Origin of the sequence: Salmonella sp. 32082101201600294FB01SM01 (assembly GCF_017572865.1) — a bacterium.
Taxonomy (GTDB): Bacteria; Pseudomonadota; Gammaproteobacteria; order Enterobacterales; family Enterobacteriaceae; genus Salmonella; species Salmonella enterica.
The window spans coordinates 1458103-1479614 of sequence record NZ_JAGESB010000001.1; the positions used below are offsets into that span (position 1 = coordinate 1458103).

The 21512-nt window shown below is 49.8% G+C and carries 18 protein-coding genes, 2 tRNA genes and 4 other RNA genes; 13 read left to right on the forward strand and 11 right to left on the reverse strand.

All coding sequences use genetic code 11. From position 1 onward, the window contains the following. Nucleotides 1–130: 130 nt before the first annotated feature. Both cls and J4645_RS07115 read left to right on the forward strand, forming a co-directional pair. Nucleotides 131–1591 carry a cardiolipin synthase gene (cls, locus tag J4645_RS07110; protein ID WP_000206886.1) on the forward strand — a complete coding sequence of 487 codons (1461 nt, stop codon included), beginning with the start codon at nucleotides 131–133 and terminating at the stop codon, nucleotides 1589–1591. 33 nt (nucleotides 1592–1624) lie between these two features. Beyond that, complete coding sequence (locus J4645_RS07115) at nucleotides 1625–1954, forward strand: HI1450 family dsDNA-mimic protein (protein ID WP_000425070.1); 330 nt, start codon at nucleotides 1625–1627, stop codon at nucleotides 1952–1954. Between the two features lie 47 nt (nucleotides 1955–2001). Here J4645_RS07115 and J4645_RS07120 read toward each other — a convergent pair whose 3' ends face one another. The 7 genes from J4645_RS07120 to J4645_RS07150 all read right to left on the reverse strand — a co-directional run bounded on the left by J4645_RS07120 (nucleotide 2002) and on the right by J4645_RS07150 (nucleotide 9915). After that, nucleotides 2002–2838 carry an ion transporter gene (locus tag J4645_RS07120; protein WP_023214656.1) on the reverse strand — a complete coding sequence of 279 codons (837 nt, stop codon included), beginning with the start codon at nucleotides 2836–2838 and terminating at the stop codon, nucleotides 2002–2004. Between the two features lie 47 nt (nucleotides 2839–2885). Next, a complete protein-coding gene (oppF, locus tag J4645_RS07125) occupies nucleotides 2886–3890 on the reverse strand; it encodes a murein tripeptide/oligopeptide ABC transporter ATP-binding protein OppF (protein WP_000994697.1) in 1005 nt (334 codons plus the stop codon). After that, a complete protein-coding gene (locus J4645_RS07130) occupies nucleotides 3887–4894 on the reverse strand; it encodes an ABC transporter ATP-binding protein (protein ID WP_000058861.1) in 1008 nt (335 codons plus the stop codon). The genes oppF and J4645_RS07130 overlap by 4 nt, the downstream gene beginning before the upstream one ends. An 11-nt stretch (nucleotides 4895–4905) precedes the next feature. Then, entirely contained in the window at nucleotides 4906–5814 is a 909-nt protein-coding gene (gene oppC, locus J4645_RS07135) for an oligopeptide ABC transporter permease OppC (protein WP_000979653.1), read from the reverse strand. A gap of 14 nt (nucleotides 5815–5828) precedes the next feature. Then, nucleotides 5829–6749, reverse strand: coding sequence for an oligopeptide ABC transporter permease OppB (gene oppB, locus J4645_RS07140; RefSeq protein ID WP_000911097.1), 921 nt, complete (start codon nucleotides 6747–6749; stop codon nucleotides 5829–5831). Between the two features lie 122 nt (nucleotides 6750–6871). Further along, nucleotides 6872–8503 (reverse strand): oligopeptide ABC transporter substrate-binding protein OppA, encoded by a 1632-nt coding sequence (gene oppA, locus J4645_RS07145; RefSeq protein WP_001527794.1) that lies wholly within the window; start codon nucleotides 8501–8503, stop codon nucleotides 6872–6874. Between the two features lie 764 nt (nucleotides 8504–9267). Beyond that, complete coding sequence (locus J4645_RS07150; protein WP_000615840.1) at nucleotides 9268–9915, reverse strand: YchE family NAAT transporter; 648 nt, start codon at nucleotides 9913–9915, stop codon at nucleotides 9268–9270. A 476-nt stretch (nucleotides 9916–10391) separates the two neighbouring features. Between J4645_RS07150 and adhE the strand changes: the two genes are divergently transcribed. After that, nucleotides 10392–13070, forward strand: coding sequence for a bifunctional acetaldehyde-CoA/alcohol dehydrogenase (adhE, locus tag J4645_RS07155; protein ID WP_000301678.1), 2679 nt, complete (start codon nucleotides 10392–10394; stop codon nucleotides 13068–13070). Between the two features lie 196 nt (nucleotides 13071–13266). Here the strand turns inward: adhE and tdk are convergent, their stop codons facing one another. Then, a complete protein-coding gene (tdk, locus tag J4645_RS07160; RefSeq protein ID WP_000068097.1) occupies nucleotides 13267–13884 on the reverse strand; it encodes a thymidine kinase in 618 nt (205 codons plus the stop codon). Between the two features lie 662 nt (nucleotides 13885–14546). Here tdk and hns point away from each other — a divergent pair. After that, nucleotides 14547–14960: a histone-like nucleoid-structuring protein H-NS gene (gene hns, locus J4645_RS07165; RefSeq protein ID WP_001287383.1), complete on the forward strand. Its 414-nt coding sequence runs from the start codon at nucleotides 14547–14549 to the stop codon at nucleotides 14958–14960. Between the two features lie 131 nt (nucleotides 14961–15091). On the opposite strand, the gene galU is transcribed toward hns, so the two are convergent. The 3 genes from galU to rssA form a co-directional block, all read right to left on the reverse strand. Then, the gene (galU, locus tag J4645_RS07170; protein ID WP_000729450.1) at nucleotides 15092–16000 is read right to left on the reverse strand and encodes a UTP--glucose-1-phosphate uridylyltransferase GalU; all 909 of its coding nucleotides are present in this window, start codon (nucleotides 15998–16000) and stop codon (nucleotides 15092–15094) included. Nucleotides 16001–16202: 202 nt separating this feature from the next. Continuing rightward, nucleotides 16203–17216 (reverse strand): two-component system response regulator RssB, encoded by a 1014-nt coding sequence (gene rssB, locus J4645_RS07175; RefSeq protein ID WP_000193432.1) that lies wholly within the window; start codon nucleotides 17214–17216, stop codon nucleotides 16203–16205. A gap of 90 nt (nucleotides 17217–17306) precedes the next feature. Then, on the reverse strand, nucleotides 17307–18212 hold the full coding sequence (gene rssA / locus J4645_RS07180) for a patatin-like phospholipase RssA (RefSeq protein ID WP_001230575.1): 906 nt from the start codon (nucleotides 18210–18212) through the stop codon (nucleotides 17307–17309). 110 nt (nucleotides 18213–18322) lie between these two features. Between rssA and J4645_RS07185 the strand changes: the two genes are divergently transcribed. From J4645_RS07185 to J4645_RS07225, 9 genes are all read left to right on the forward strand, one after another. Further along, nucleotides 18323–18781 (forward strand): YchJ family protein, encoded by a 459-nt coding sequence (locus J4645_RS07185; RefSeq protein ID WP_023257667.1) that lies wholly within the window; start codon nucleotides 18323–18325, stop codon nucleotides 18779–18781. Between the two features lie 50 nt (nucleotides 18782–18831). After that, nucleotides 18832–19674: a formyltetrahydrofolate deformylase gene (gene purU / locus J4645_RS07190; RefSeq protein WP_001191156.1), complete on the forward strand. Its 843-nt coding sequence runs from the start codon at nucleotides 18832–18834 to the stop codon at nucleotides 19672–19674. A 158-nt stretch (nucleotides 19675–19832) separates the two neighbouring features. Continuing rightward, nucleotides 19833–19917: transfer RNA gene (locus tag J4645_RS07195), tRNA-Tyr, on the forward strand. 44 nt (nucleotides 19918–19961) lie between these two features. Continuing rightward, nucleotides 19962–20093, forward strand: a non-coding RNA gene (locus J4645_RS07200) — RtT sRNA. A gap of 34 nt (nucleotides 20094–20127) precedes the next feature. Next, nucleotides 20128–20212, forward strand: a tRNA-Tyr gene (locus J4645_RS07205). Between the two features lie 43 nt (nucleotides 20213–20255). Beyond that, nucleotides 20256–20387, forward strand: a non-coding RNA gene (locus J4645_RS07210) — RtT sRNA. Between the two features lie 43 nt (nucleotides 20388–20430). Further along, a non-coding RNA gene (locus J4645_RS07215) (RtT sRNA) lies at nucleotides 20431–20562 on the forward strand. A gap of 43 nt (nucleotides 20563–20605) precedes the next feature. Next, nucleotides 20606–20737: non-coding RNA, RtT sRNA (locus J4645_RS07220), on the forward strand. A gap of 116 nt (nucleotides 20738–20853) precedes the next feature. Continuing rightward, a complete protein-coding gene (locus J4645_RS07225; RefSeq protein ID WP_001088482.1) occupies nucleotides 20854–21408 on the forward strand; it encodes an AAA family ATPase in 555 nt (184 codons plus the stop codon). Nucleotides 21409–21512 lie beyond the last annotated feature (104 nt).

A 21512-nucleotide genomic window follows, 5' to 3' on the forward strand; every position in this document is an offset into this window, starting at 1 on the left:
CACTGTAACAGAAGCGCCATTATACCCCCTCGCCGGATGCAGACCAGCGCTTTTCCCGTGTTTTTATTTGCCATGTGAATCCTGACGCGTAAACTCTTAACAACACGCTTTCTAAAGGATTTTTAAAGTTATGACAACCTTCTACACCGTGGTGAGTTGGCTGGTCATTTTGGGATACTGGGTTCTCATTGCCGGCGTCACATTACGTATTCTAATGAAACGGCGCGCAGTTCCCTCCGCAATGGCCTGGTTATTAATCATCTATATCCTTCCGCTGGTCGGGATCATCGCCTATTTGTCCGTGGGCGAATTGCATTTAGGCAAACGTCGCGCCGAGCGTGCCCGTGCCATGTGGCCGTCTACCGCCAAATGGTTGAATGACCTCAAAGCCTGCAAACACATTTTCGCGCAAGAAAACAGTAGCGTCGCATCGTCCTTGTTTAAGCTGTGCGAACGACGTCAGGGGATTGCGGGCGTCAAAGGCAACCAGTTGCAATTGCTTACCGACTCCGATGATGTCATGCAGGCGCTTATTCGCGATATCCAACTGGCGCGGCATAATATCGAAATGGTGTTTTACATCTGGCAGCCAGGCGGCATGGCGGATCAGGTCGCTGAATCGTTAATGGCCGCCGCCCGCCGTGGCATCCACTGCCGGCTTATGCTGGATTCCGCGGGTAGCGTCGCTTTCTTCCGCAGCCCCTGGGCGGCCATGATGCGTAACGCTGGCATTGAAGTCGTAGAGGCGCTGAAGGTGAATCTGATGCGCGTCTTTTTACGCCGTATGGATCTTCGCCAGCACCGTAAAATGGTGATGATTGACAATTACATCGCCTATACCGGCAGTATGAATATGGTGGACCCGCGTTTTTTCAAACAGGATGCCGGCGTTGGGCAATGGGTCGATTTGATGGCGCGGATGGAGGGCCCCGTGGCGACAGCAATGGGGATTGTTTACTCCTGCGATTGGGAAATCGAGACGGGTAAACGCATTCTGCCTCCCCCGCCGGACGTGAATATTATGCCGTTTGAGCAGGCCAGCGGGCATACCATTCATACCATTGCTTCCGGTCCTGGTTTTCCGGAAGATCTCATTCACCAGGCACTATTAACCGCCACCTATGCTGCGCGCGAATATTTAATTATGACCACGCCATATTTCGTCCCCAGCGACGATCTGCTGCACGCCATTTGTACCGCTGCGCAGCGCGGCGTGGATGTCAGTATTATCCTGCCTCGTAAAAATGATTCACTGCTCGTCGGCTGGGCCAGTCGCGCCTTTTTCAGCGAGTTACTGGCGGCGGGCGTGAAAATCTATCAGTTCGAAGGCGGGCTGTTACATACTAAAAGCGTGCTGGTCGATGGCGAACTGAGCCTGGTCGGTACCGTGAATCTCGACATGCGTAGCCTGTGGCTTAATTTCGAGATTACGCTGGTCATTGATGATACGGGTTTCGGCGCCGATCTGGCTGCGGTACAGGACGATTATATTTCGCGCTCCCGCCTGTTAGATGCGCGTTTGTGGGTAAAACGTCCGTTATGGCAGCGTATTACCGAGCGATTGTTTTACTTCTTTAGTCCATTGCTGTAAAACGTGACCAACATGAGTAAACAGGTAGTCACTATGGAAATGGATCTGAACAATCGCCTGACTGAAGACGAAACGCTTGAGCAGGCTTACGATATTTTTCTTGAGCTGGCGGCGGATAATCTTGATCCGGCTGATATCATTCTGTTCAATTTGCAATTCGAGGAGCGCGGTGGCGCGGAGTTGTTTGATCCCGCTGAAGACTGGCAAGAGCACGTCGATTTTGACCTGAATCCAGACTTTTTTGCCGAGGTGGTGATTGGCCTGGCGGATACCGAAGACGGCGAAATTAACGACATTTTTGCCCGCGTTCTGCTGTGCCGGGAAAAGGACCACAAGCTGTGCCATATTCTCTGGCGCGAATAAGCGGTTCAGGCCGGATGGCGTTTGATTGCGCCCTCCGGCAAGCCTGTTTAATCCGGTAGCTTACTGCCGCATCGGTTACAATATTGCGCGCTATGTTCATGCTGGCTTTGCTGGCACTGCGGACATTTTCGCTGCCAGTGACGTTTTTGAAACGCGCTGCTCATGTGCGTGGTAATCAGTCCTGTAGGAATCGCAATCACCGAATAACCAATCAAAATAAGCACCGACGCGACAATACGTCCCAGCGGCGTATGCGGCGTAATATCACCGTACCCCACGGTTGTGACTGTCACTATCGCCCAATACACCGAGGCATTAAGCGTCGTGAAGCCATATTTCGGTCCTTCAATAAGATACATCAGGGCACCGAAAATAATCATCACGATCGCAATAAATGAATAGAACAGAATAAGCTGATGACGCGCGCTAATAATGGCGCTCCAGAATACGCGCAGAGATGGCATAAAGCGTAGCAGTTTAAGAATACGCAGCACGCGAATCGCTCGCATAGCACGCCAGGCAAACATATAGTTCAGGCTAATTTCCGGCCACAGCCACATGACGTACAGCGGCAAAATCGTCACCAGATCAATAAATCCCCAAAAACTAAAAACGTATTTTGTCGGGTCGGGCCAGCTAAACAGTCTGAGCAAGTATTCACCGGTAAATATCAGGGTAACGCAGAGCTCCAGCCAGACAAAAATATGCCATTCATCAAATGTCAGGTGATATTCCGTTCCTACGCCTGATTCAACAAAAATGACCAGTACGCTAAGCAGCGCAAACAGCGCGCATAACCCTTCAAAACGGCGACCTGAGCACGTAGTCAAATCGAACAGATTATGATAAAGACGACGGCGAACCGACGACAAAGAAAGTGACACGGTAACCTCACCTAAAAGAAGGGCTGACGAATTGTCAGCCCTTGCGATTATAACGGGTCTACTTTAAGGCAGGAAACGGCATGGCGAAAACTCCCTTCCAGCACCGGTCGCGTTAGCGCGCATTCTGGCCCGGCTAGCGGACAGCGTGTACGGAACACGCAGCCGGAAGGTGGGTTAATGGGCGAAGGTAATTCGCCCTCCAGCAATTGTATCTTCTTATTTCGCTCCAGATCGGGATCGGGAATCGGTACCGCCGACATCAGCGCTTTGGTATAAGGATGCAGTGGGTTATGGTACACCTCATCATAGGTGCCCAATTCTACCGCATGACCGAGATACATCACCAGGACACGATCGGATATGTGCTTTACGACCGCCAGATCGTGCGCAATAAAAATCAACGACAGCCCCATCTCTCGCTGTAACTGCTGGAGCAAATTCACCACCTGCGCCTGAATAGAAACGTCCAGCGCCGACACCGGCTCATCGCAAATAATAAGCTTAGGTTCCAGGATCAACGCCCGGGCGATACCGATGCGCTGGCACTGCCCCCCGGAAAATTCATGGGGATAACGGTTAATGAGATTCGGCAGCAGCCCCACTTTCAGCATCATGGCTTTCACGCGGTCACGCACGTCCTGGCGCGAAAGTTTAGGATGATAAGTGCGCAGCGGTTCAGCGATAATTTCGCCAATCGTCATTCGCGGGTTGAGTGACGCCAGTGGGTCCTGGAAAATCATCTGGATATCGCTGCGCACTTCGCGCCACTCATCCGCTTTCATGCCCAGCAGATCTTTTCCCAGCCAGGCGACTTTACCGTCCGTCGCCTTCACCAGACCAATAATGGCGCGCGCAAACGTCGACTTGCCGCAGCCGGATTCGCCCACCACGCCCAGCGTTTCGCCTTCATACAGGCGTAGCGTAACGCCGTCCACCGCTTTCAGGGTTTTCGGCGGTTGCCAGAACCACTGCTTCCCTTCTTTGATATCAAAATGTACTTTCAGATCGGCGATTTCGAGAAGAACTTTACGTTGTTCAATCACAGCATTCATAGCAGTTCCTCCACCGGTTTAAAACAGGCGCGCAAGCGACCAGGACTGAACGCTTCAAGTGGCGGCGCATTATTGCAGATCTCCATCGCATGAGGACAACGCGGCTGGAACGGACACCCTTTAGGCAAACGCAATAAATTGGGAGGATTGCCCGGAATCGTCAGCATTTCCGCCCCCTCGCTATCCAGACGCGGCACCGCATTAAGCAGGCCTATCGAATACGGATGAACGGGCTGATAAAAGACATCGCGCGCCTTACCGTATTCCATGGTACGCCCGGCATACATTACCAGGACCTTATCGCAAATACCCGCGACCACACCCAGATCGTGGGTAATCATGATAATGGCGGTATTAAATTCGCGCTTTAGCTCATTAAGCAAGGTCATAATCTGCGCCTGTACGGTAACATCAAGCGCGGTGGTAGGCTCATCGGCAATAAGCAGTTTCGGCCTGCACAACAGCGCCATCGCAATCATCACACGTTGACGCATTCCGCCGGAAAATTCGTGCGGATACATTTTCATCCGTTTGCGCGCTTCCGGCATTTTTACGGCATCCAGCATTCTGACGGACTCTTCAAAAGCTTCCGCTTTGCTCATCCCTTTATGCAGCATCAGGACTTCCATTAACTGCTCCCCAACGCGCATATAAGGATTTAGCGAGGTCATCGGGTCCTGAAAAATCATCGAAATCTGTTCTGCGCGCAGCGTATTCAGTTCGCGCTCAGGTAGATTAAGAATTTCACGTCCGTTAAAGGTCGCGGAACCGCCGATTCGACCATTCGTCGCCAGCAGTCCCATTAATGCGAACGCCGTTTGCGATTTCCCCGATCCAGACTCGCCAACAATACCTAACGTTTCTCCAGCGCGAAGCGTAAAGTTCAGATCGTTGACCGCCGTCACATCACCATCAGGCGTAGCGAACGTAACACGAAGATCGTTTACCTCCAGCAGTACATTCGCCGATTGCGGCGCCTGAGTTGCGGTTTCTGATAAGCTCATGGCTGTACTCCTTAACGATCTTTCGGGTCGAGGGCATCACGCAGGCCATCGCCAATAAAGTTAAAACAGAATAACGTCACCACGAGAAAGCCAGCCGGAAACAGCAGCAGCCACGGTGAGACTTCCATTGAATTTGCGCCATCGCTCAACAACGCTCCCCAACTGCTTAACGGTTCCTGCGTCCCAAGCCCCAGGAAACTGAGGAAAGACTCAAACAGAATCATGCTGGGCACCAGCAACGATGCATACACTACCACTACGCCCAGGACGTTAGGCACAATATGGCGGATCACAATGCTGGCGGTCGACACACCACCCACCTGCGCGGCTTCGATGAACTCTTTACGTTTAAGACTTAGGGTTTGGCCACGCACGATACGCGCCATATCAAGCCAGGAGACCATGCCGATGGCGACGAAAATCAACAGAATGTTCTGCCCAAAAAACGTCACCAGCAAAATCACAAAGAACATAAACGGGAACGAGTTGAGGATCTCCAACAACCGCATCATCACAGAATCAATTTTGCCGCCCAGATAGCCGGACAGCGAGCCATACAGCGTTCCAACAATGACCGCCACCAGCGCGGCGGCAATCCCGACCATCAATGAGATACGCCCGCCGATGGCAACGCGCACCAACAGATCGCGCCCGGAAGAGTCAGTGCCGAAATAGTGACCGGACGCCATATCCGGCGCGCTGGACATCATGCCCCAGTCGGTATCGAAATAGGTAAATTGCGACAGCATAGGAGCCACTGTCACGAATAAGGCTATCAGAAACAGGACAATAAGACTGGCCACCGCCGCACGGTTATGCATAAAGCGCCGACGGGCATCTTGCCAAAGGCTGCGACCTTCCACCTCCAGCTTTTCACTGAAATTTTCCAGCGTCTCGCTGTTTTTCTTACTTAACATCATCGCGAGCTCCAGTATCAATAGCGAATTTTCGGGTCGATAACGGCATAGAGCACATCGACAATGGCGTTAAACAATATGGTCAGAGCCCCGACTAAAATGGTCAAACTTAACACCAGCGAGTAATCGCGGTTGAGCGCGCCATTAACGAAAAGCTGCCCAATGCCCGGTAAGCCATAAATAGTTTCAATCACCATTGAGCCGGTAATAATGCCGACAAAGGCTGGCCCCATATAGGATAAAACCGGCAGCAGCGCAGGTTTTAACGCATGGCGGAAGATGATTCTGCGCATCGGTAATCCTTTTGCCCGCGCGGTACGAATAAAGTTCGAATGCAGAACTTCAATCATTGAGCCGCGCGTAATACGAGCGATGCTGGCAATATAGGCCAGTGAAAGCGCGACCATCGGCAGGATCATAAATTTTAACGCCCCGCCGTTCCAGCCACCGCCAGGCAGCCATTGCAAGGTTATCGCAAAGACCATCACCAGTAGCGGCGCTACCACAAAACTGGGGATAACGACGCCGGTCATGGCAAATCCCATCACCGTATAATCCCATCGCGTATTTTGCTTTAGCGCGGCAATCACGCCAGCGCTGACACCAATAATGACCGCCAGTAAAAAAGCGGCGGCGCCAAGTTTCGCCGAAACGGGGAAGCTGGCGGCAACCAGATCGTTGACCGTGTAATCTTTGTATTTAAACGATGGTCCAAAATCGCCATGCGCCAGCTGCTTCAGGTAGCTGAAGTACTGCGTCATGATAGGATCGTTCAGATGATATTTTGCTTCAATATTGGCCAGCACTTCCGGCGGCAATGCGCGCTCGCCGGTAAAAGGACTCCCCGGCGCGAGGCGCATCATAAAGAAAGAGATGGTAATAAGAATAAACAGCGTCGGAATCGCTTCCAGACAGCGGCGTAAAATAAATTTCAACATTGCCCGTACCTTCTGGCCTGTGCCTTTACTTCCCGGACGTGACAAACAGATCCGCCAGGGAACGTTATAGTGCGATGAAAAAAGACACCATGGGACAACCGCAGTTGTCCCATGTCTTGCCATTAATGTTTGATAATATATAAGTTTTTCACATAAATATTATCCAGCGGGTCTTTACCGGTATACCCGCCCACCCAGGGTTTCACCAGGCGCGCGTTAACGTAGTAATACACCGGCACAATAGCCGAGTCTTTATCTAACTGCTGCTCCGCTTTAGCGTAGAGTTCGCTGCGCTGCGTATCGTCCGCCACTTTCAGCGTGTCGGCAATCAGCTTATCAAACGCCGGGCTCTTATAATGCGCGGTGTTATTTGAACTGTCGGACAACATGGTATTCAGGAACGAGGTCGGTTCATTATAATCTGCGCACCACCCGGCTCTGGCGACATCAAAGGTGCCCTGATGACGGGTGTCCAGGAAGGTCTTCCATTCCTGATTCTCCAGATTCACATTGACACCCAGATTTTTCTTCCAGATAGACGCCACGGCAATGGCCAGTTTTTTATGCAGATCGGAGGTGTTATACAGCAGGTCGAATGTTAAGGGCTTATCCGCCGTAAAGCCGGCTTCAGCCAACAATTTCTTCGCTTCTTCATTACGCTTTTGCTGGGACCATTTGAACCACTCAGGCTCTACCAGTTTTGCGCCATCGGTATACGGCGGCGTGTAGCTATAAGCGGGTAAATCGCCCTGATTTTTAACCTTATTAACAATAATGTCGCGATCTAACGCCAGTTTCAGCGCGGTACGCACGCGGACATCGTTAAACGGCGCTTTTTGATTATTAATTTCGTAATAATAGGTACACAAATAAGGGTCTACGCGGACTTCATTCGGGATCTCTTTCTTCAGTTTCTGGAATAATTCGATCGGCATATTGTTATAAGTCATATCGATCTCGCCGCTGCGGTAGCGGTTAACATCCGTCACCTCCGAAGAGATCGGCAAATAAGTTACCTGATTGATGACGGTTTTGTCGTTATCCCAGTATTGCGGATTACGCTCCAGCACGATACGTTCGTTCACCACCCAATTTTTTAACTTATAAGCGCCGTTAGTGACAATATTGGCTGGTTGTGTCCATTTATCGCCAAATTTTTCGACCGCCGATTTCGGTACAGGAGACACTGAAGGGTGGACCAACAATTTGTAGAAATAAGGCACCGGCTCACTTAAGGTCACTTCAAAGGTGTGATCATCAAGCGCTTTTACCCCCAGATCGGTGGCGGGTTTTTTACCGGCGATAATGTCATCGATATTAGCGATATGACCGTATTGCAGATAGCTGGCGTACGGCGATGCCGTATTAGGATCGGCCAGGCGTTGCCAGCTATAAACGAAATCATGGGCGGTGACGGGCGTACCATCTGACCATTTCGCATTTTCACGTAGATGGAATGTCCAGACTTTAAAATCTTTATTTTCCCATTTTTCCGCGACGCCCGGTGAAGGATGCCCCTCGACATCACTAATTAATAAGCCTTCAAAGAGATCACGGCTGACGTTCGATTCCGGCACGCCTTCAATTTTATGCGGGTCGAGAGACTGCACTTCTGATCCATTATTACGTACCAACGTTTGCTTGTCGGCTAACTGAACACCGGCGGGCACGTCTGCCGCAGTCGCGGCGCTGGCGGCGATGAGCGCAGTGAGTATTCCCGCTGCAATCAAACTTTTTTTCGTGATGTTAGACATTGTGTTTGTACTCCACTCATTATAATTACTGGTTTTTACCAGCCTGTTTAATCCCGTCAGGGCTCCTGTACAGCACTGGTGGTGTACTGCCAGGTCTGTCACTGCTTTTGCTATCACCGACTTTATTTATTCTGACGATTCGTTCGATCGCCTTTCGTCGATTCGGTATACGACGTACCTGCCCACGTCGCACGTTATTTCTGACAACCATGTAAATGAAAATAGTTATCAACAATGTGAAATCTTCTGCAAAATGTTTGGCCGAAAAGTATCAAATGCGTTTCTGAACCGCCAATTCATTTTACAATTTTGTTAACCAATTCTCTTTTATGGAAAATTTCCTGCCCAGAAAAACAGTTAAAGAATGTTAAAAAATTTTAATTTATTATTTATAATCAACCAGTTGAAAGAAAATCATCTCGCTGTCACATCGTAGGATATACTTGCGCCAGAAAACACACACAAATTTAACAAATGCTCATTATTTAGCACATTCATCTACGATGGAGCTGAAACAACTAATAACATTTCAATAATCCTTCATCAAGCCCCAGAGTATGGTGTGAATAAAATAACAGACCTACCGCTTCTCACGGACTCAGTAATGTTCATAATAGTTTGATTAATAAAAATAAATAGCGTTAGATTATATTAGTATTTTTTATCATTAAAACGCTGAATGCTTATCAAAGTAAGAAGTGTTACGTGGGAATGTCACAAGGCGGCCCCCTTAGGGCGCCGCCTGTAAATCAACAGGTGGGAGTTTAGTTGAGCAAGCCGGGGAAAATGCCTTTTATTCCTGTGACAATAAATTCGATGCCGAGCGCCATTAACAACAACCCCATGATTCGGGTAATAACGTTGATGCCGGTTTGCCCCAGCAAACGAACCAGCCACGGCGCCATACGGAACACGCCCCAGCAGCAAAGCGCAAAAAGCGCAATGGCAACTGAAAAACCAAGCAAATGCGCGATGCTGTGATAACGCGTCCCCCAGACGATAGTGGAGCTAATCGCCCCTGGCCCCGCCATTAACGGCAGCGCTAACGGCACAACGCCAATGCTCTCGCGTATGGCCGTCTCTGACTTTTCTTGCTTGTTTTGTTTATCTTCCCCCAGCTTCCCGCTGATCATCGACATTGCAATGGTGACAACCAGGATACCGCCCGCAATTCTGAACGAATCAATAGAAATACCAAACAGCTGCAGGATGCCATCGCCGAGGAATAAGGAACTCCACAAGATAATCGCGACCGACAGATTCGCGGTGAGGTTAGTTTTATTACGCGCCGTGGCCGTCTGGTAGCTGGTCATGCTGATGAAAACGGGGATAATCCCCACCGGGTTAACCAGCGCAAAGAGCCCGATAAAGAACTTAAAGTAAACAGGAAAATCAAAAAGCGGTTGAATCACGGTTAGCTCCGAAGCGTTAGCCGGATGAAGTCAATGTTCGTTAATGATCAAAACGCGCAGAAGATACGCCTTTTATTCGCATAGTTCACCTCTTATCTACACCTAATTTCATCCATTCATCGCTGTTATTTATATGTACTCGTTATGCTAATCCACTTACTCTTCATGACAACGATTTCTTAACAATTTACATAAAAGGCTAAAATGGCCTGCTGAAAGGTGTCAGCTTTGCGTAATCTTGATTTAGATCACACAATCGCTACTCAGAAGTGAGTAATCTTGCTTACGCCACCTGGACGTAACGCGTTAGAGTTAAATGATACTAACGCAGAAGCTCTTTTAGTAAATCAGAGCGAAACGGACGTTAAGTAACCACCTGAATTTCAGGCATTTATACAAAGTATCGTCGTTCTGTCTATACTCACGTATCGCGCAGATGATTTACTAAAAAAGTTTAACATTATCAGGAGAGCATTATGGCTGTTACTAATGTCGCTGAACTTAACGCACTCGTAGAGCGTGTAAAAAAAGCCCAGCGTGAATATGCCAGTTTCACTCAAGAACAGGTCGACAAAATCTTCCGCGCCGCCGCTCTGGCAGCCGCTGATGCCCGCATTCCGCTGGCCAAAATGGCCGTCGCCGAATCCGGTATGGGTATCGTGGAAGACAAAGTGATTAAAAACCACTTCGCTTCTGAATATATTTACAATGCCTATAAAGATGAAAAAACCTGCGGCGTGCTGTCTGAAGACGACACCTTCGGGACCATCACCATTGCTGAACCTATCGGCATTATTTGCGGTATCGTTCCAACCACTAACCCGACCTCTACCGCGATCTTCAAATCGCTGATTAGCCTGAAGACCCGTAACGCCATCATCTTTTCTCCGCATCCGCGCGCTAAAGAAGCAACCAACAAAGCGGCAGACATCGTTCTGCAAGCGGCTATCGCTGCCGGCGCGCCGAAAGATCTGATTGGCTGGATCGATCAACCTTCCGTAGAACTGTCTAATGCGCTGATGCACCACCCGGATATTAACCTGATCCTTGCGACGGGCGGTCCAGGCATGGTTAAAGCAGCATACAGCTCCGGTAAACCTGCTATCGGCGTAGGCGCAGGCAACACCCCGGTTGTCATTGATGAAACCGCTGATATCAAACGCGCTGTGGCGTCTGTTCTGATGTCTAAAACCTTCGATAACGGCGTAATCTGTGCTTCTGAACAGTCTGTTGTCGTTGTTGATTCCGTCTATGATGCCGTTCGCGAACGTTTCGCCAGCCACGGCGGCTACATGCTGCAGGGCCAGGAGCTGAAAGCGGTTCAAAACGTTATCCTGAAAAATGGCGCTCTGAACGCCGCTATCGTCGGTCAGCCAGCCTACAAAATTGCTGAACTGGCAGGCTTCTCCGTACCAGAAACTACCAAGATTCTGATCGGTGAAGTTACGGTCGTTGATGAAAGCGAACCGTTTGCACACGAAAAACTGTCTCCGACTCTGGCGATGTATCGTGCGAAAGATTTCGAAGAAGCGGTAGAAAAAGCAGAAAAACTGGTCGCTATGGGCGGTATCGGTCACACCTCCTGCCTGTACACTGACCAGGATAACCAGCCAGAACGCGTTGCTTACTTCGGTCAGATGATGAAAACCGCGCGTATCCTGATCAACACCCCGGCCTCTCAGGGTGGTATCGGTGATCTGTACAACTTCAAACTCGCACCTTCCCTGACGTTGGGTTGTGGTTCCTGGGGTGGTAACTCCATCTCTGAAAACGTTGGTCCGAAACACCTGATCAACAAGAAAACCGTTGCTAAGCGAGCTGAAAACATGTTGTGGCACAAACTTCCGAAATCTATCTACTTCCGCCGTGGCTCTCTGCCCATCGCGCTGGATGAAGTGATTACTGATGGCCACAAACGTGCGCTCATCGTGACTGACCGCTTCCTGTTCAACAACGGCTACGCAGACCAGATCACCTCTGTGCTGAAAGCGGCTGGCGTTGAAACCGAAGTCTTCTTCGAAGTTGAAGCCGACCCGACGCTTTCCGTTGTTCGCAAAGGCGCTGAGCTGGCTAACTCCTTCAAACCGGACGTGATCATCGCGCTGGGCGGTGGTTCCCCGATGGACGCGGCGAAAATCATGTGGGTCATGTACGAACATCCGGAAACTCACTTCGAAGAACTGGCGCTGCGCTTTATGGACATCCGTAAACGTATCTACAAGTTCCCGAAAATGGGCGTGAAAGCGAAAATGATCGCCGTCACCACCACTTCCGGTACCGGTTCTGAAGTCACACCGTTTGCGGTTGTGACCGACGATGCAACCGGTCAGAAATATCCGCTGGCTGACTACGCCCTGACCCCGGATATGGCGATTGTCGATGCCAACCTGGTGATGGATATGCCGAAGTCCCTGTGTGCGTTCGGTGGTCTGGATGCGGTAACTCACGCCCTGGAAGCTTACGTTTCCGTACTGGCTTCTGAGTTCTCTGACGGTCAGGCTCTGCAGGCTCTGAAACTGCTGAAAGAAAACCTGCCGGCGTCTTACCACGAAGGGTCTAAAAACCCGGTTGCGCGTGAACGTGTTCACAGTGCAGCGACTATCGCCGGTATCGCGTTTGCCAACGCCTTCCTCGGTGTATGTCACTCCATGGCGCACAAACTGGGCTCTCAGTTCCACATTCCGCACGGTCTGGCGAACGCCCTGCTGATTTGTAACGTTATCCGCTACAACGCGAATGACAACCCGACCAAGCAGACCGCTTTCAGCCAGTACGATCGTCCGCAGGCACGCCGTCGTTACGCTGAAATTGCTGACCACTTGGGCCTGAGCGCGCCGGGCGACCGTACCGCCGCTAAGATTGAAAAACTGCTGGCATGGCTGGAAAGCATTAAAGCTGAGCTGGGTATTCCTAAGTCTATCCGTGAAGCAGGCGTGCAGGAAGCTGACTTCCTGGCACACGTTGACAAACTGTCTGAAGATGCCTTCGATGACCAGTGCACCGGCGCTAACCCGCGTTATCCGCTGATCTCCGAACTGAAACAGATTCTGCTGGATACCTACTACGGTCGTGATTTCACCGAAGGTGAAGTTGCAGCGAAGAAAGACGTCGTTGCCGCACCGAAAGCAGAGAAAAAAGCGAAAAAATCCGCTTAATTCGTTATCTGCTTTAGCATGACAATAACGGCCTCAATTGAGGCCGTTTTTTTGTTTTACCTGTTTACCTGATGCCTGAAGGCGCTATGCTGATCATCTGGCCTACGTGCTCACGGCACGCCCTTCGTCTGGAGGCCTGAATAATGACCTCCAAAGCGCTACAGGGCGTTTTATAAGCCGATCTTTACCTCAGGTATCATATGTGCCGATGACGCTCCTGAATCGCCGTCAGTGAGCCCTCCTCCAGCGCGTCCTTATAATGCTTACGGCAAACTGAAACGTAGCGTTCATTCCCGCCAATAACCACCTGTTCGCCTTCGTTATAAGGCCTGCCGTCCTGATCAAGTCGCAGAACCATACTGGCTTTACGACCGCAGAAACAGATAGTTTTTAATTCCACCAGCTTATCTGACCATGCCAGCAAGTATTGGCTGCCGACAAAGAGCTCCCCACGAAAGTCTGTTCGTAGCCCATAGCAGAGTACTGGAATATCTAATTTGTCGACAACCTCGGATAATTGATAAACCTGCTGGCGAGTCAAAAACTGGCTTTCGTCGACTAACACGCAATGTATTGTCTGCCGCGCGCTCTCGGCACGAATCTCTTCAAACAAGGATGTATTTTGGTTAAACAATTTTGCCGGCGACGACAAACCGATACGAGAGCTGACTTTGCCTGCGCCGAAACGATCGTCGATTTCCGCCGTATATACGACGGTACGCATCCCGCGTTCCTGATAATTGTATGAAGATTGCAGCAGTGCAGTCGACTTACCCGCATTCATTGCCGAATAGTAGAAATATAGCTGTGCCATTGGTCGCAGGACCTCACCTGAGTGAAATAAAGATTGGCGGGATTGTACCATAATTTACCGACGCGACGGCGCGGCTCGCGCTCCGGTGAGTATTAAGAATTGTACAAACATCGCTCACTATACCCAAAATAATTCGAGTTGCTTAAAGGCGGCAAGGGAGTGAGTCCCCAGGAGCATAGATAACTATGTGACTGGGGTGAGCGAGCGTAGCCAACACATAAGCAACTTGAAGTATGAAGGGTATATACACATTCCTTCACAAATTATGCCGTTAAAATTCATCAACAATGCTTATCATCACCCGCCAATATGAAAACCTTGTACTTATTGTTACCGTTACTCATACCCGGTGCAAAGTAATAGGGTTTTCTTGTAAGGAAAGCTAATACAAGAGATTGATATCTCTGCAATGAGATCGTATTTCATCATGATAAAATGTGACCTGACTCCTAAATTTTTAGCGACAGACGGTGAGTATCCCCCCTGCCAATAAGCTCTTTTTTGTGCGGCGCCTCAAGGAAAATTTAAGTTGAGATAATTAAAACGTGTGCTTAATAAAGCGTAATTTTGAATTCCTTACATTCCTGGCTATTGCACAACTGAATTTATCGCTCTATTATTAGCTCAACAAACCACCCCAATATAAGTTTGAGATTACTACAATGAGCGAAGCACTTAAAATTCTGAACAACATCCGTACTCTTCGTGCGCAGGCAAGAGAATGTACTCTGGAAACGCTTGAAGAAATGCTGGAAAAATTAGAAGTTGTCGTTAATGAGCGTCGTGAAGAAGAAAGCGCTGCTGCTGCTGAAGTGGAAGAACGCACTCGTAAACTGCAACAGTATCGTGAAATGTTAATTGCCGACGGCATTGACCCGAATGAACTGCTGAATAGCATGGCTGCCGCTAAATCCGGCACCAAAGCTAAACGCGCAGCTCGTCCGGCTAAATATAGCTATGTTGACGAAAACGGTGAAACTAAAACCTGGACTGGCCAGGGTCGTACACCGGCTGTAATCAAAAAAGCAATGGAAGAACAAGGTAAGCAACTGGAAGATTTCCTGATCAAGGAATAATTTACTTCCTGGATGCTTAAAATCCCGCCGCTGGCGGGATTTTTTTTGCCTGAGTTCTCCGCTGACAACCCCAGGCATAAAAAAAGCGCCGGATTTACCAGCGCTTCTGTTAAAAAATTTATAACGTATCGTTACTTCTTAATACCCATTTCTTCTTCAAGCCAGGCTTTAAATTCAGCACCCAGCGAATTATGACGGATGCCATATTCAACGAATGCCTGCATATATCCTAACTTATTACCACAGTCATGGCTTTTACCCTTCATGTGGTAGGCTTCAACCGTTTCTTTTTCGATCAGCATATCGATAGCATCGGTCAACTGAATTTCATCCCCGGCGCCCGGAGGGGTTTTCGCCAGCAACGCCCAGATATCCGCGCTCAACACATAACGCCCGACAATCGCAAGGTTAGACGGCGCGACATCCGCTTTTGGTTTTTCAACCACGCCAACCATCGGCACACTTTCGCCCGGTGCCAGCTCAACGCCTTTACAATCGACCACGCCGTATGCAGTCACATCTTCTACTGGCTCAACCATAATCTGGCTATTGCCGGTTTCGTCGAAACGGCGGATCATTTCAGCCAGGTTATCCTGAGACAGGTCGGACTCATATTCGTCAAGAATAACGTCTGGCAGAATAACAGCGACAGGTTCGTTTCCGACAACGGGATGCGCGCACAATACGGCATGGCCCAGGCCTTTTGCCAGCCCTTGACGTACCTGCATAATAGTGACATGCGGAGGGCAAATAGACTGGACCTCTTCCAGAAGCTGACGCTTAACGCGTTTTTCCAGCATCGCTTCCAGCTCAAAACTGGTATCAAAGTGGTTTTCAATAGAGTTTTTAGACGAGTGCGTCACAAGCACGATTTCAGTAATGCCAGCAGCGATACATTCGTTCACGACGTACTGAATTAATGGCTTATCAACCAGCGGCAGCATCTCTTTCGGGATAGCTTTGGTCGCTGGCAACATCCTGGTTCCCAATCCCGCGACCGGGATAACGGCTTTTTTGACTTTCGAATTAAGGGCAGCCATTTAAAATTCTCCTGGACTGTTCATGTATTGAACGTGTTCATTAATCTGTATCGTGTTCCAGTATATCAGTACCAGAACAAGCCTCAGGTCCAAAAAGGACTTATATTGGTATAATTAAGACAAATACTTATAAATCTGCCGCAGATAGTAACACTCGTCGGGAAAGGCCGGTAAAGCAATTTCCGCTCACTCTTCCGTTTGGTCATTCCGCAGACAACATCAATCGCAGACGCCCTCCTGCGCCCCATATTTGACACTGCCATGAGTCGCAACGCTGGCTTAATTGGTTAAGGTAGGCGTTACCCAATGTTCCTAGCGGCACGCCGCTGCTAATTTGAACCTGATGAGCGCCCGTATTTAAGGTGGCGTTCAATCCGGCGGAGACGAGAATCAAATTTTTGAGCTCACTGTGATAGTAGCCGACAAATAGCGGGAATTGCCCAGGTAAATTGGCTTGTCTGAGCAGATGATTTACCTGTTTTAATAGCGCGCCTAACTCCGGTAAACGGTGCTTTTGTTGGCCGAGCTGATCCTGCAATAAGCCGTTAAATAGCGCCCGCAGCAACAATGCGGCTAACACGCCGTTATCGCCCGCCCGGGTGACATCCAGGCAATAAAATGCCAGTTCGTTATCAGATAGCGGCGCAATATCCAGCACCAGTCCAGGCTGATCGGCGGAGACGAGCTGCCGGTAATTAATGCGGCAATGAGAAATCACCTGCTGTACCGGGGGCTGCAATTCCTGCAACAATTGCGCTGCGGCGGTCGGATTACTCACCATTGCATCCCAGTCACGAAACAGGCGTTCTTCTTCTTCAACCCGCGAGTTAAACATATTAGGGTATAAGCAAGCGAATACGGTTTCCCGCAAGCGGTTGAGATCTTTTACCGGCTTCAGCAAGACATCTTCAACCCCAAGGCGTAACGCTTTGGCGATATCCGCCATATTTTCTGTTGCGGAAATAACCAGAATAGGCGTCTGGTCTCCGCGATTACGTAAGTTTTCTACCAGTTTGAGACCGTTCATTCTCGGCATAGCGATATCACATATCATGAGATCAGGGGTAAAACGCCCCATCAACTCCAGGGCATCCACCCCGTCGCCTGCCAATGCCGTTGTCGCTCCCAAAGAGGAAAACCACGAATCCAGAAGCGAGCGAAATACAGGCTCGTCTTCAACAATAAGAATCTGTTTTCCGACCAATGGCTGCGTCATGTTCTCTCCCCTGACTGGCTTTAATCAATAGTGGCATGGTATTGCCGCTTGCGCCTGTCAGAATTTGCTTAAGTGATCGTAAAAGGTACATTAAACGTCGGTACGCACCAAGGGTATAAGTTCGTCCATCTTTTTCTCTACGGCTAACTGACCCGCCGCAATAGCGGCATGGGCGCGATGAAAATCCAGCGTAGAGATTTGCGGACAGAATGGTTGAATGAGAATATCAGGCGGATCGCCAGCCATACGGTTACGTTTAAGACGATTTTCCAACACCTGAATGGAGGTTGTCATGATTTCCATTGCCCCAGGCGAACTCACGCCACGGCGTGAAGTCAGGCTACTGAAACGTTCTTTTAAACGCTTATGCCAGGGCAGCGCATCATCGCTCTCTTCATTTATATTCCCGACATTTACAGAGAGCAAATCTTGCTGCATGAGGTGGGCATCATGTTGCAGATCTACCGCAATAACGATATCAGCCCCCAGCGCCCTGGTTAACGAAACAGGTACCGGATTAACGACTGCGCCATCTACCAGCCAGTAACCGTTATGTTCAACCGGAGACATCAGCCCTGGCATACTGCACGACGCGCGTACGGCAAGGTGTAGATCGCCTTCAGTAAACCATAGCTCTCGTCCCGTGCTAAGATTCGTCGCGACCGCGCCAAAACGTCTTGAACAGTGGTCAAAATCCGTGACGGGCATAATATCCCGATAGTGATTAAATACGCGTTCGCCGCGAAGCAACCCTCCTCTGCCCCAGGATACATCCATCAGGCGTAAAACATCCCAGTAGCGGAATGAACATACCCACTGTTCAAGCGCCGATAATTTATTACAGGCATACGCGGCGCCGACCAGTGAACCTATTGAGCATCCCGCAACGATATCAATATCAATGCCTGTTTGCTTGAGGGCTTTGATGACCCCAATATGAGACCATCCTCTCGCTGCGCCAGATCCCAGCGCCAGCCCTATTTTCATTTTTCTCATCGTACTTAACGACTTCCCCTGGCTTCAAGACGTAGCAACATCGCCACTGCTCAGTTAACATAATGCCACCCTGGCGTTCAACGCCGTTTTTTATATTCAGGGAGATTATTGTGTCTCAGCCTTGTCCCTGTGGTAGCGCTGACGAGTATAGCCTATGTTGTGGTCGTATTGTGTCCGGAGAACGAGTAGCACCCGATCCGTCACATCTCATGCGCTCTCGTTACTGCGCTTTTGTGATGAAAGACGCAGATTACTTAATTAAGAGCTGGCATCCAACCTGCAATGCGGCCGCGTTTCGCGATGATATCATCGCCGGATTTGCCAATACCAGGTGGCTCGGCCTGACTATTTTTGAACATACCTGGTCAGACGCAGAAAATACAGGGTATGTTAGTTTTATCGCGCGCTTTTCCGAACAAGGGAAAACCGGGGCGATTATCGAACGCTCTCGTTTTATCAAAGAAAACGGTCAGTGGTATTATATTGACGGTACCCGCCCGCAGTTGGGTCGAAATGATCCCTGCCCGTGCGGTTCAGGCAAAAAATTTAAAAAGTGCTGCGGCCAGTGATGCCTGACAGTATCGATACAACAAACACTCTCAACAGGATTTTTCCGGCAATGCAATCACTACAACGTAAAGTTCTGCGTACTATTTGTCCCGATCAAAAAGGCCTTATCGCGCGGATTACCAACATTTGCTATAAGCACGAGCTTAATATTGTGCAAAACAATGAATTTGTGGACCATCGCACCGGACGCTTTTTTATGCGGACCGAGCTGGAAGGCATCTTCAATGATTCCACTCTTCTGGCCGATCTGGACAGCGCCTTACCGGAAGGCTCTGTTCGTGAACTCAATCCCGCCGGACGCCGTCGGGTAGTGATTCTGGTTACTAAAGAGGCGCATTGTCTGGGCGACTTGCTGATGAAAGCCAACTATGGCGGGCTGGATGTTGAAATCGCCGCGGTCATTGGCAACCATGAAACGTTACGCTCGCTGGTTGAACGTTTTGAGATCCCTTTCGAACTGGTCAGCCATGAGGGATTAACGCGTGAAGAGCATGACACGAAGATGGCGGACGCCATTGATGCCCATCAACCGGACTATGTGGTGCTGGCCAAGTATATGCGTGTTTTGACGCCAGGTTTTGTGGCGCGCTTTCCGAACAAAATTATCAATATCCACCACTCATTCCTGCCTGCTTTTATTGGCGCACGTCCTTATCATCAGGCCTATGAGCGCGGCGTGAAAATCATCGGCGCTACCGCGCACTATGTGAATGATAATCTGGATGAAGGTCCGATCATTATGCAAGATGTGATTCACGTCGATCACACCTACACAGCAGAAGATATGATGCGTGCCGGGCGCGACGTTGAGAAAAACGTATTAAGCCGCGCGCTGTATCAGGTTCTGGCGCAGCGGGTCTTTGTTTACGGCAATCGGACGATTATTCTTTAATCGTCAGTAATATGAATTGATTAGCTTTAATCCGTTACGGATGAAAAGTACGCAAACAGTTCATTTCAGGCAAAGGAATGCTTTACAGCGGCGTGTCATTTGATATGATGCGCCCCGCTTCCCGAAAGGAAGCAGGCCAGTATTAAGCATTACCCCGTGGTGGGGTTCCCGAGCGGCCAAAGGGAGCAGACTGTAAATCTGCCGTCATCGACTTCGAAGGTTCGAATCCTTCCCCCACCACCATTATTCACTACAGCGATGTAGTTAACTTGATGAGCAATGCAGAAGTTTGCACTTGTCGGGGAAGGGTGAGAACCTTCGATTAAGGTTCGACTTGAGCGAAAGCGAGAGAACGTTGCCAACGGCAACGGCCCGTAGGGTGAGGAGCGAAGCGACGAATAATCCTTCCCCCACCACCATCTTCAAGCTTTACCTACAATTTGAATTACCCCTGGTGGGGTTCCCGAGCGGCCAAAGGGAGCAGACTGTAAATCTGCCGTCATCGACTTCGAAGGTTCGAATCCTTCCCCCACCACCATCACTCTCGTCGCGTATCTTATCCCCGTTAAGCACACTGTCTCATATCTCTCCGTACGGGAAGGATGAGAAGCTTCGACTAAGGTTCGATTCGAGCGAAAGCGAGAAAGCGTTGCCAACGGCAACGACCCGAAGGGCGAAGCGCGCAGCGCTGAGTCATCCTTCCCCCACCACCATCACTCCCGTCGCGTATCTTATCCCCGCTAAGCACAGTGCCTTATATCTCTCTGTACGGGAAGGATGAGAAGCTTCGACTAAGGTTCGATTCGAGCGAAAGCGAGAAAGCGTTGCCGCAGGCAACGACCCGAAGGGCGAAGCGCGCAGCGCTGAGTCATCCTTCCCCCACCACCATCACTCTCGTCGCGTATCTTATCCCCGTTAAGCACAGTGCCTTATATCTCTCTGTACGGGAAGGATGAGAAGCTTCGACTAAGGTTCGATTCGAGCGAAAGCGAGAAAGCGTTGCCAACGGCAACGACCCGAAGGGCGAAGCGCGCAGCGCTGAGTAATCCTTCCCCCGTCATCCGCTGCTGAACACATCTATTCCAAATCACGTCATTCACATCCGAAAACCGCTGCCTTCAGATCTTTTTCAACACCTACCCCCAATTTCCTCACTACAAATGCATAAAGGCTATTGCTATGAATTCACGCATTATCATTACTGGCGGGCCCAGCGCGGGTAAAACTACGCTGATTACGGCTCTGGAAAAAAGTGGTTTCCACTGTCAGCCCGAATCCGGGCGTGCTGTTATCAAACAACAAATGGACATAAACGGCGATGCGCTGCCGTGGCGTTCTCCGGCGCGATTTGCAGAAGCCATGCAGGCAATGGATATTAATGCCTGGTATCAGGCCGAACAGTCCGATCGTCCCCTCTTCTACGACCGTGCGCTGCCGGATATTGCAGGCTATCTCACGCTGGTGGGCGAACCAATACCCAACCGGTTACATCGTGCTATTAACCAATTTCGCTATGCCACTGACGTTATTATTCTCCCGCCATGGAAAGCGATATATAAGCAGGATAACGAACGAACACAATCGTGGGAGGAAGCGGTACGGACATATGAGGCAATGAGAGAAATATATCCACGTTATGGTTATCGGCTCCACTTGTTGATGCCTGCATCAATTCAGGAGCGCGTAAATCGGCTTCTGGGGCTTATTAACGTCATATTACCCAGCCGAAAATAAGGCACCGAGCAGTTCAACGTGTGCTTATCCCCGCTCACGCAGGGAAAAATGGGCAAGAAGTGCGAAAAAACGGGCAGGAAGTCAGCCTCCATGCCCGTGCTATT

What these genes read in the sequence shown, in the direction of transcription:
- cls (WP_000206886.1), top strand. Translation starts at nt 131, where the DNA reads ATGACAACCTTCTACACCGTGGTGAGTTGGCTGGTCATTTTGGGATAC.
- oppC (WP_000979653.1), bottom strand. Translation starts at nt 5,814, where the DNA reads ATGATGTTAAGTAAGAAAAACAGCGAGACGCTGGAAAATTTCAGTGAA.
- rssA (WP_001230575.1), bottom strand. Translation starts at nt 18,212, where the DNA reads ATGAGAAAAATGAAAATAGGGCTGGCGCTGGGATCTGGCGCAGCGAGA.
- hns (WP_001287383.1), top strand. Translation starts at nt 14,547, where the DNA reads ATGAGCGAAGCACTTAAAATTCTGAACAACATCCGTACTCTTCGTGCG.
- rssB (WP_000193432.1), bottom strand. Translation starts at nt 17,216, where the DNA reads ATGACGCAGCCATTGGTCGGAAAACAGATTCTTATTGTTGAAGACGAG.
- adhE (WP_000301678.1), top strand. Translation starts at nt 10,392, where the DNA reads ATGGCTGTTACTAATGTCGCTGAACTTAACGCACTCGTAGAGCGTGTA.
- oppB (WP_000911097.1), bottom strand. Translation starts at nt 6,749, where the DNA reads ATGTTGAAATTTATTTTACGCCGCTGTCTGGAAGCGATTCCGACGCTG.
- oppF (WP_000994697.1), bottom strand. Translation starts at nt 3,890, where the DNA reads ATGAATGCTGTGATTGAACAACGTAAAGTTCTTCTCGAAATCGCCGAT.
- galU (WP_000729450.1), bottom strand. Translation starts at nt 16,000, where the DNA reads ATGGCTGCCCTTAATTCGAAAGTCAAAAAAGCCGTTATCCCGGTCGCG.
- J4645_RS07225 (WP_001088482.1), top strand. Translation starts at nt 20,854, where the DNA reads ATGAATTCACGCATTATCATTACTGGCGGGCCCAGCGCGGGTAAAACT.
- oppA (WP_001527794.1), bottom strand. Translation starts at nt 8,503, where the DNA reads ATGTCTAACATCACGAAAAAAAGTTTGATTGCAGCGGGAATACTCACT.
- tdk (WP_000068097.1), bottom strand. Translation starts at nt 13,884, where the DNA reads ATGGCACAGCTATATTTCTACTATTCGGCAATGAATGCGGGTAAGTCG.
- J4645_RS07115 (WP_000425070.1), top strand. Translation starts at nt 1,625, where the DNA reads ATGGAAATGGATCTGAACAATCGCCTGACTGAAGACGAAACGCTTGAG.
- J4645_RS07130 (WP_000058861.1), bottom strand. Translation starts at nt 4,894, where the DNA reads ATGAGCTTATCAGAAACCGCAACTCAGGCGCCGCAATCGGCGAATGTA.
- purU (WP_001191156.1), top strand. Translation starts at nt 18,832, where the DNA reads ATGCAATCACTACAACGTAAAGTTCTGCGTACTATTTGTCCCGATCAA.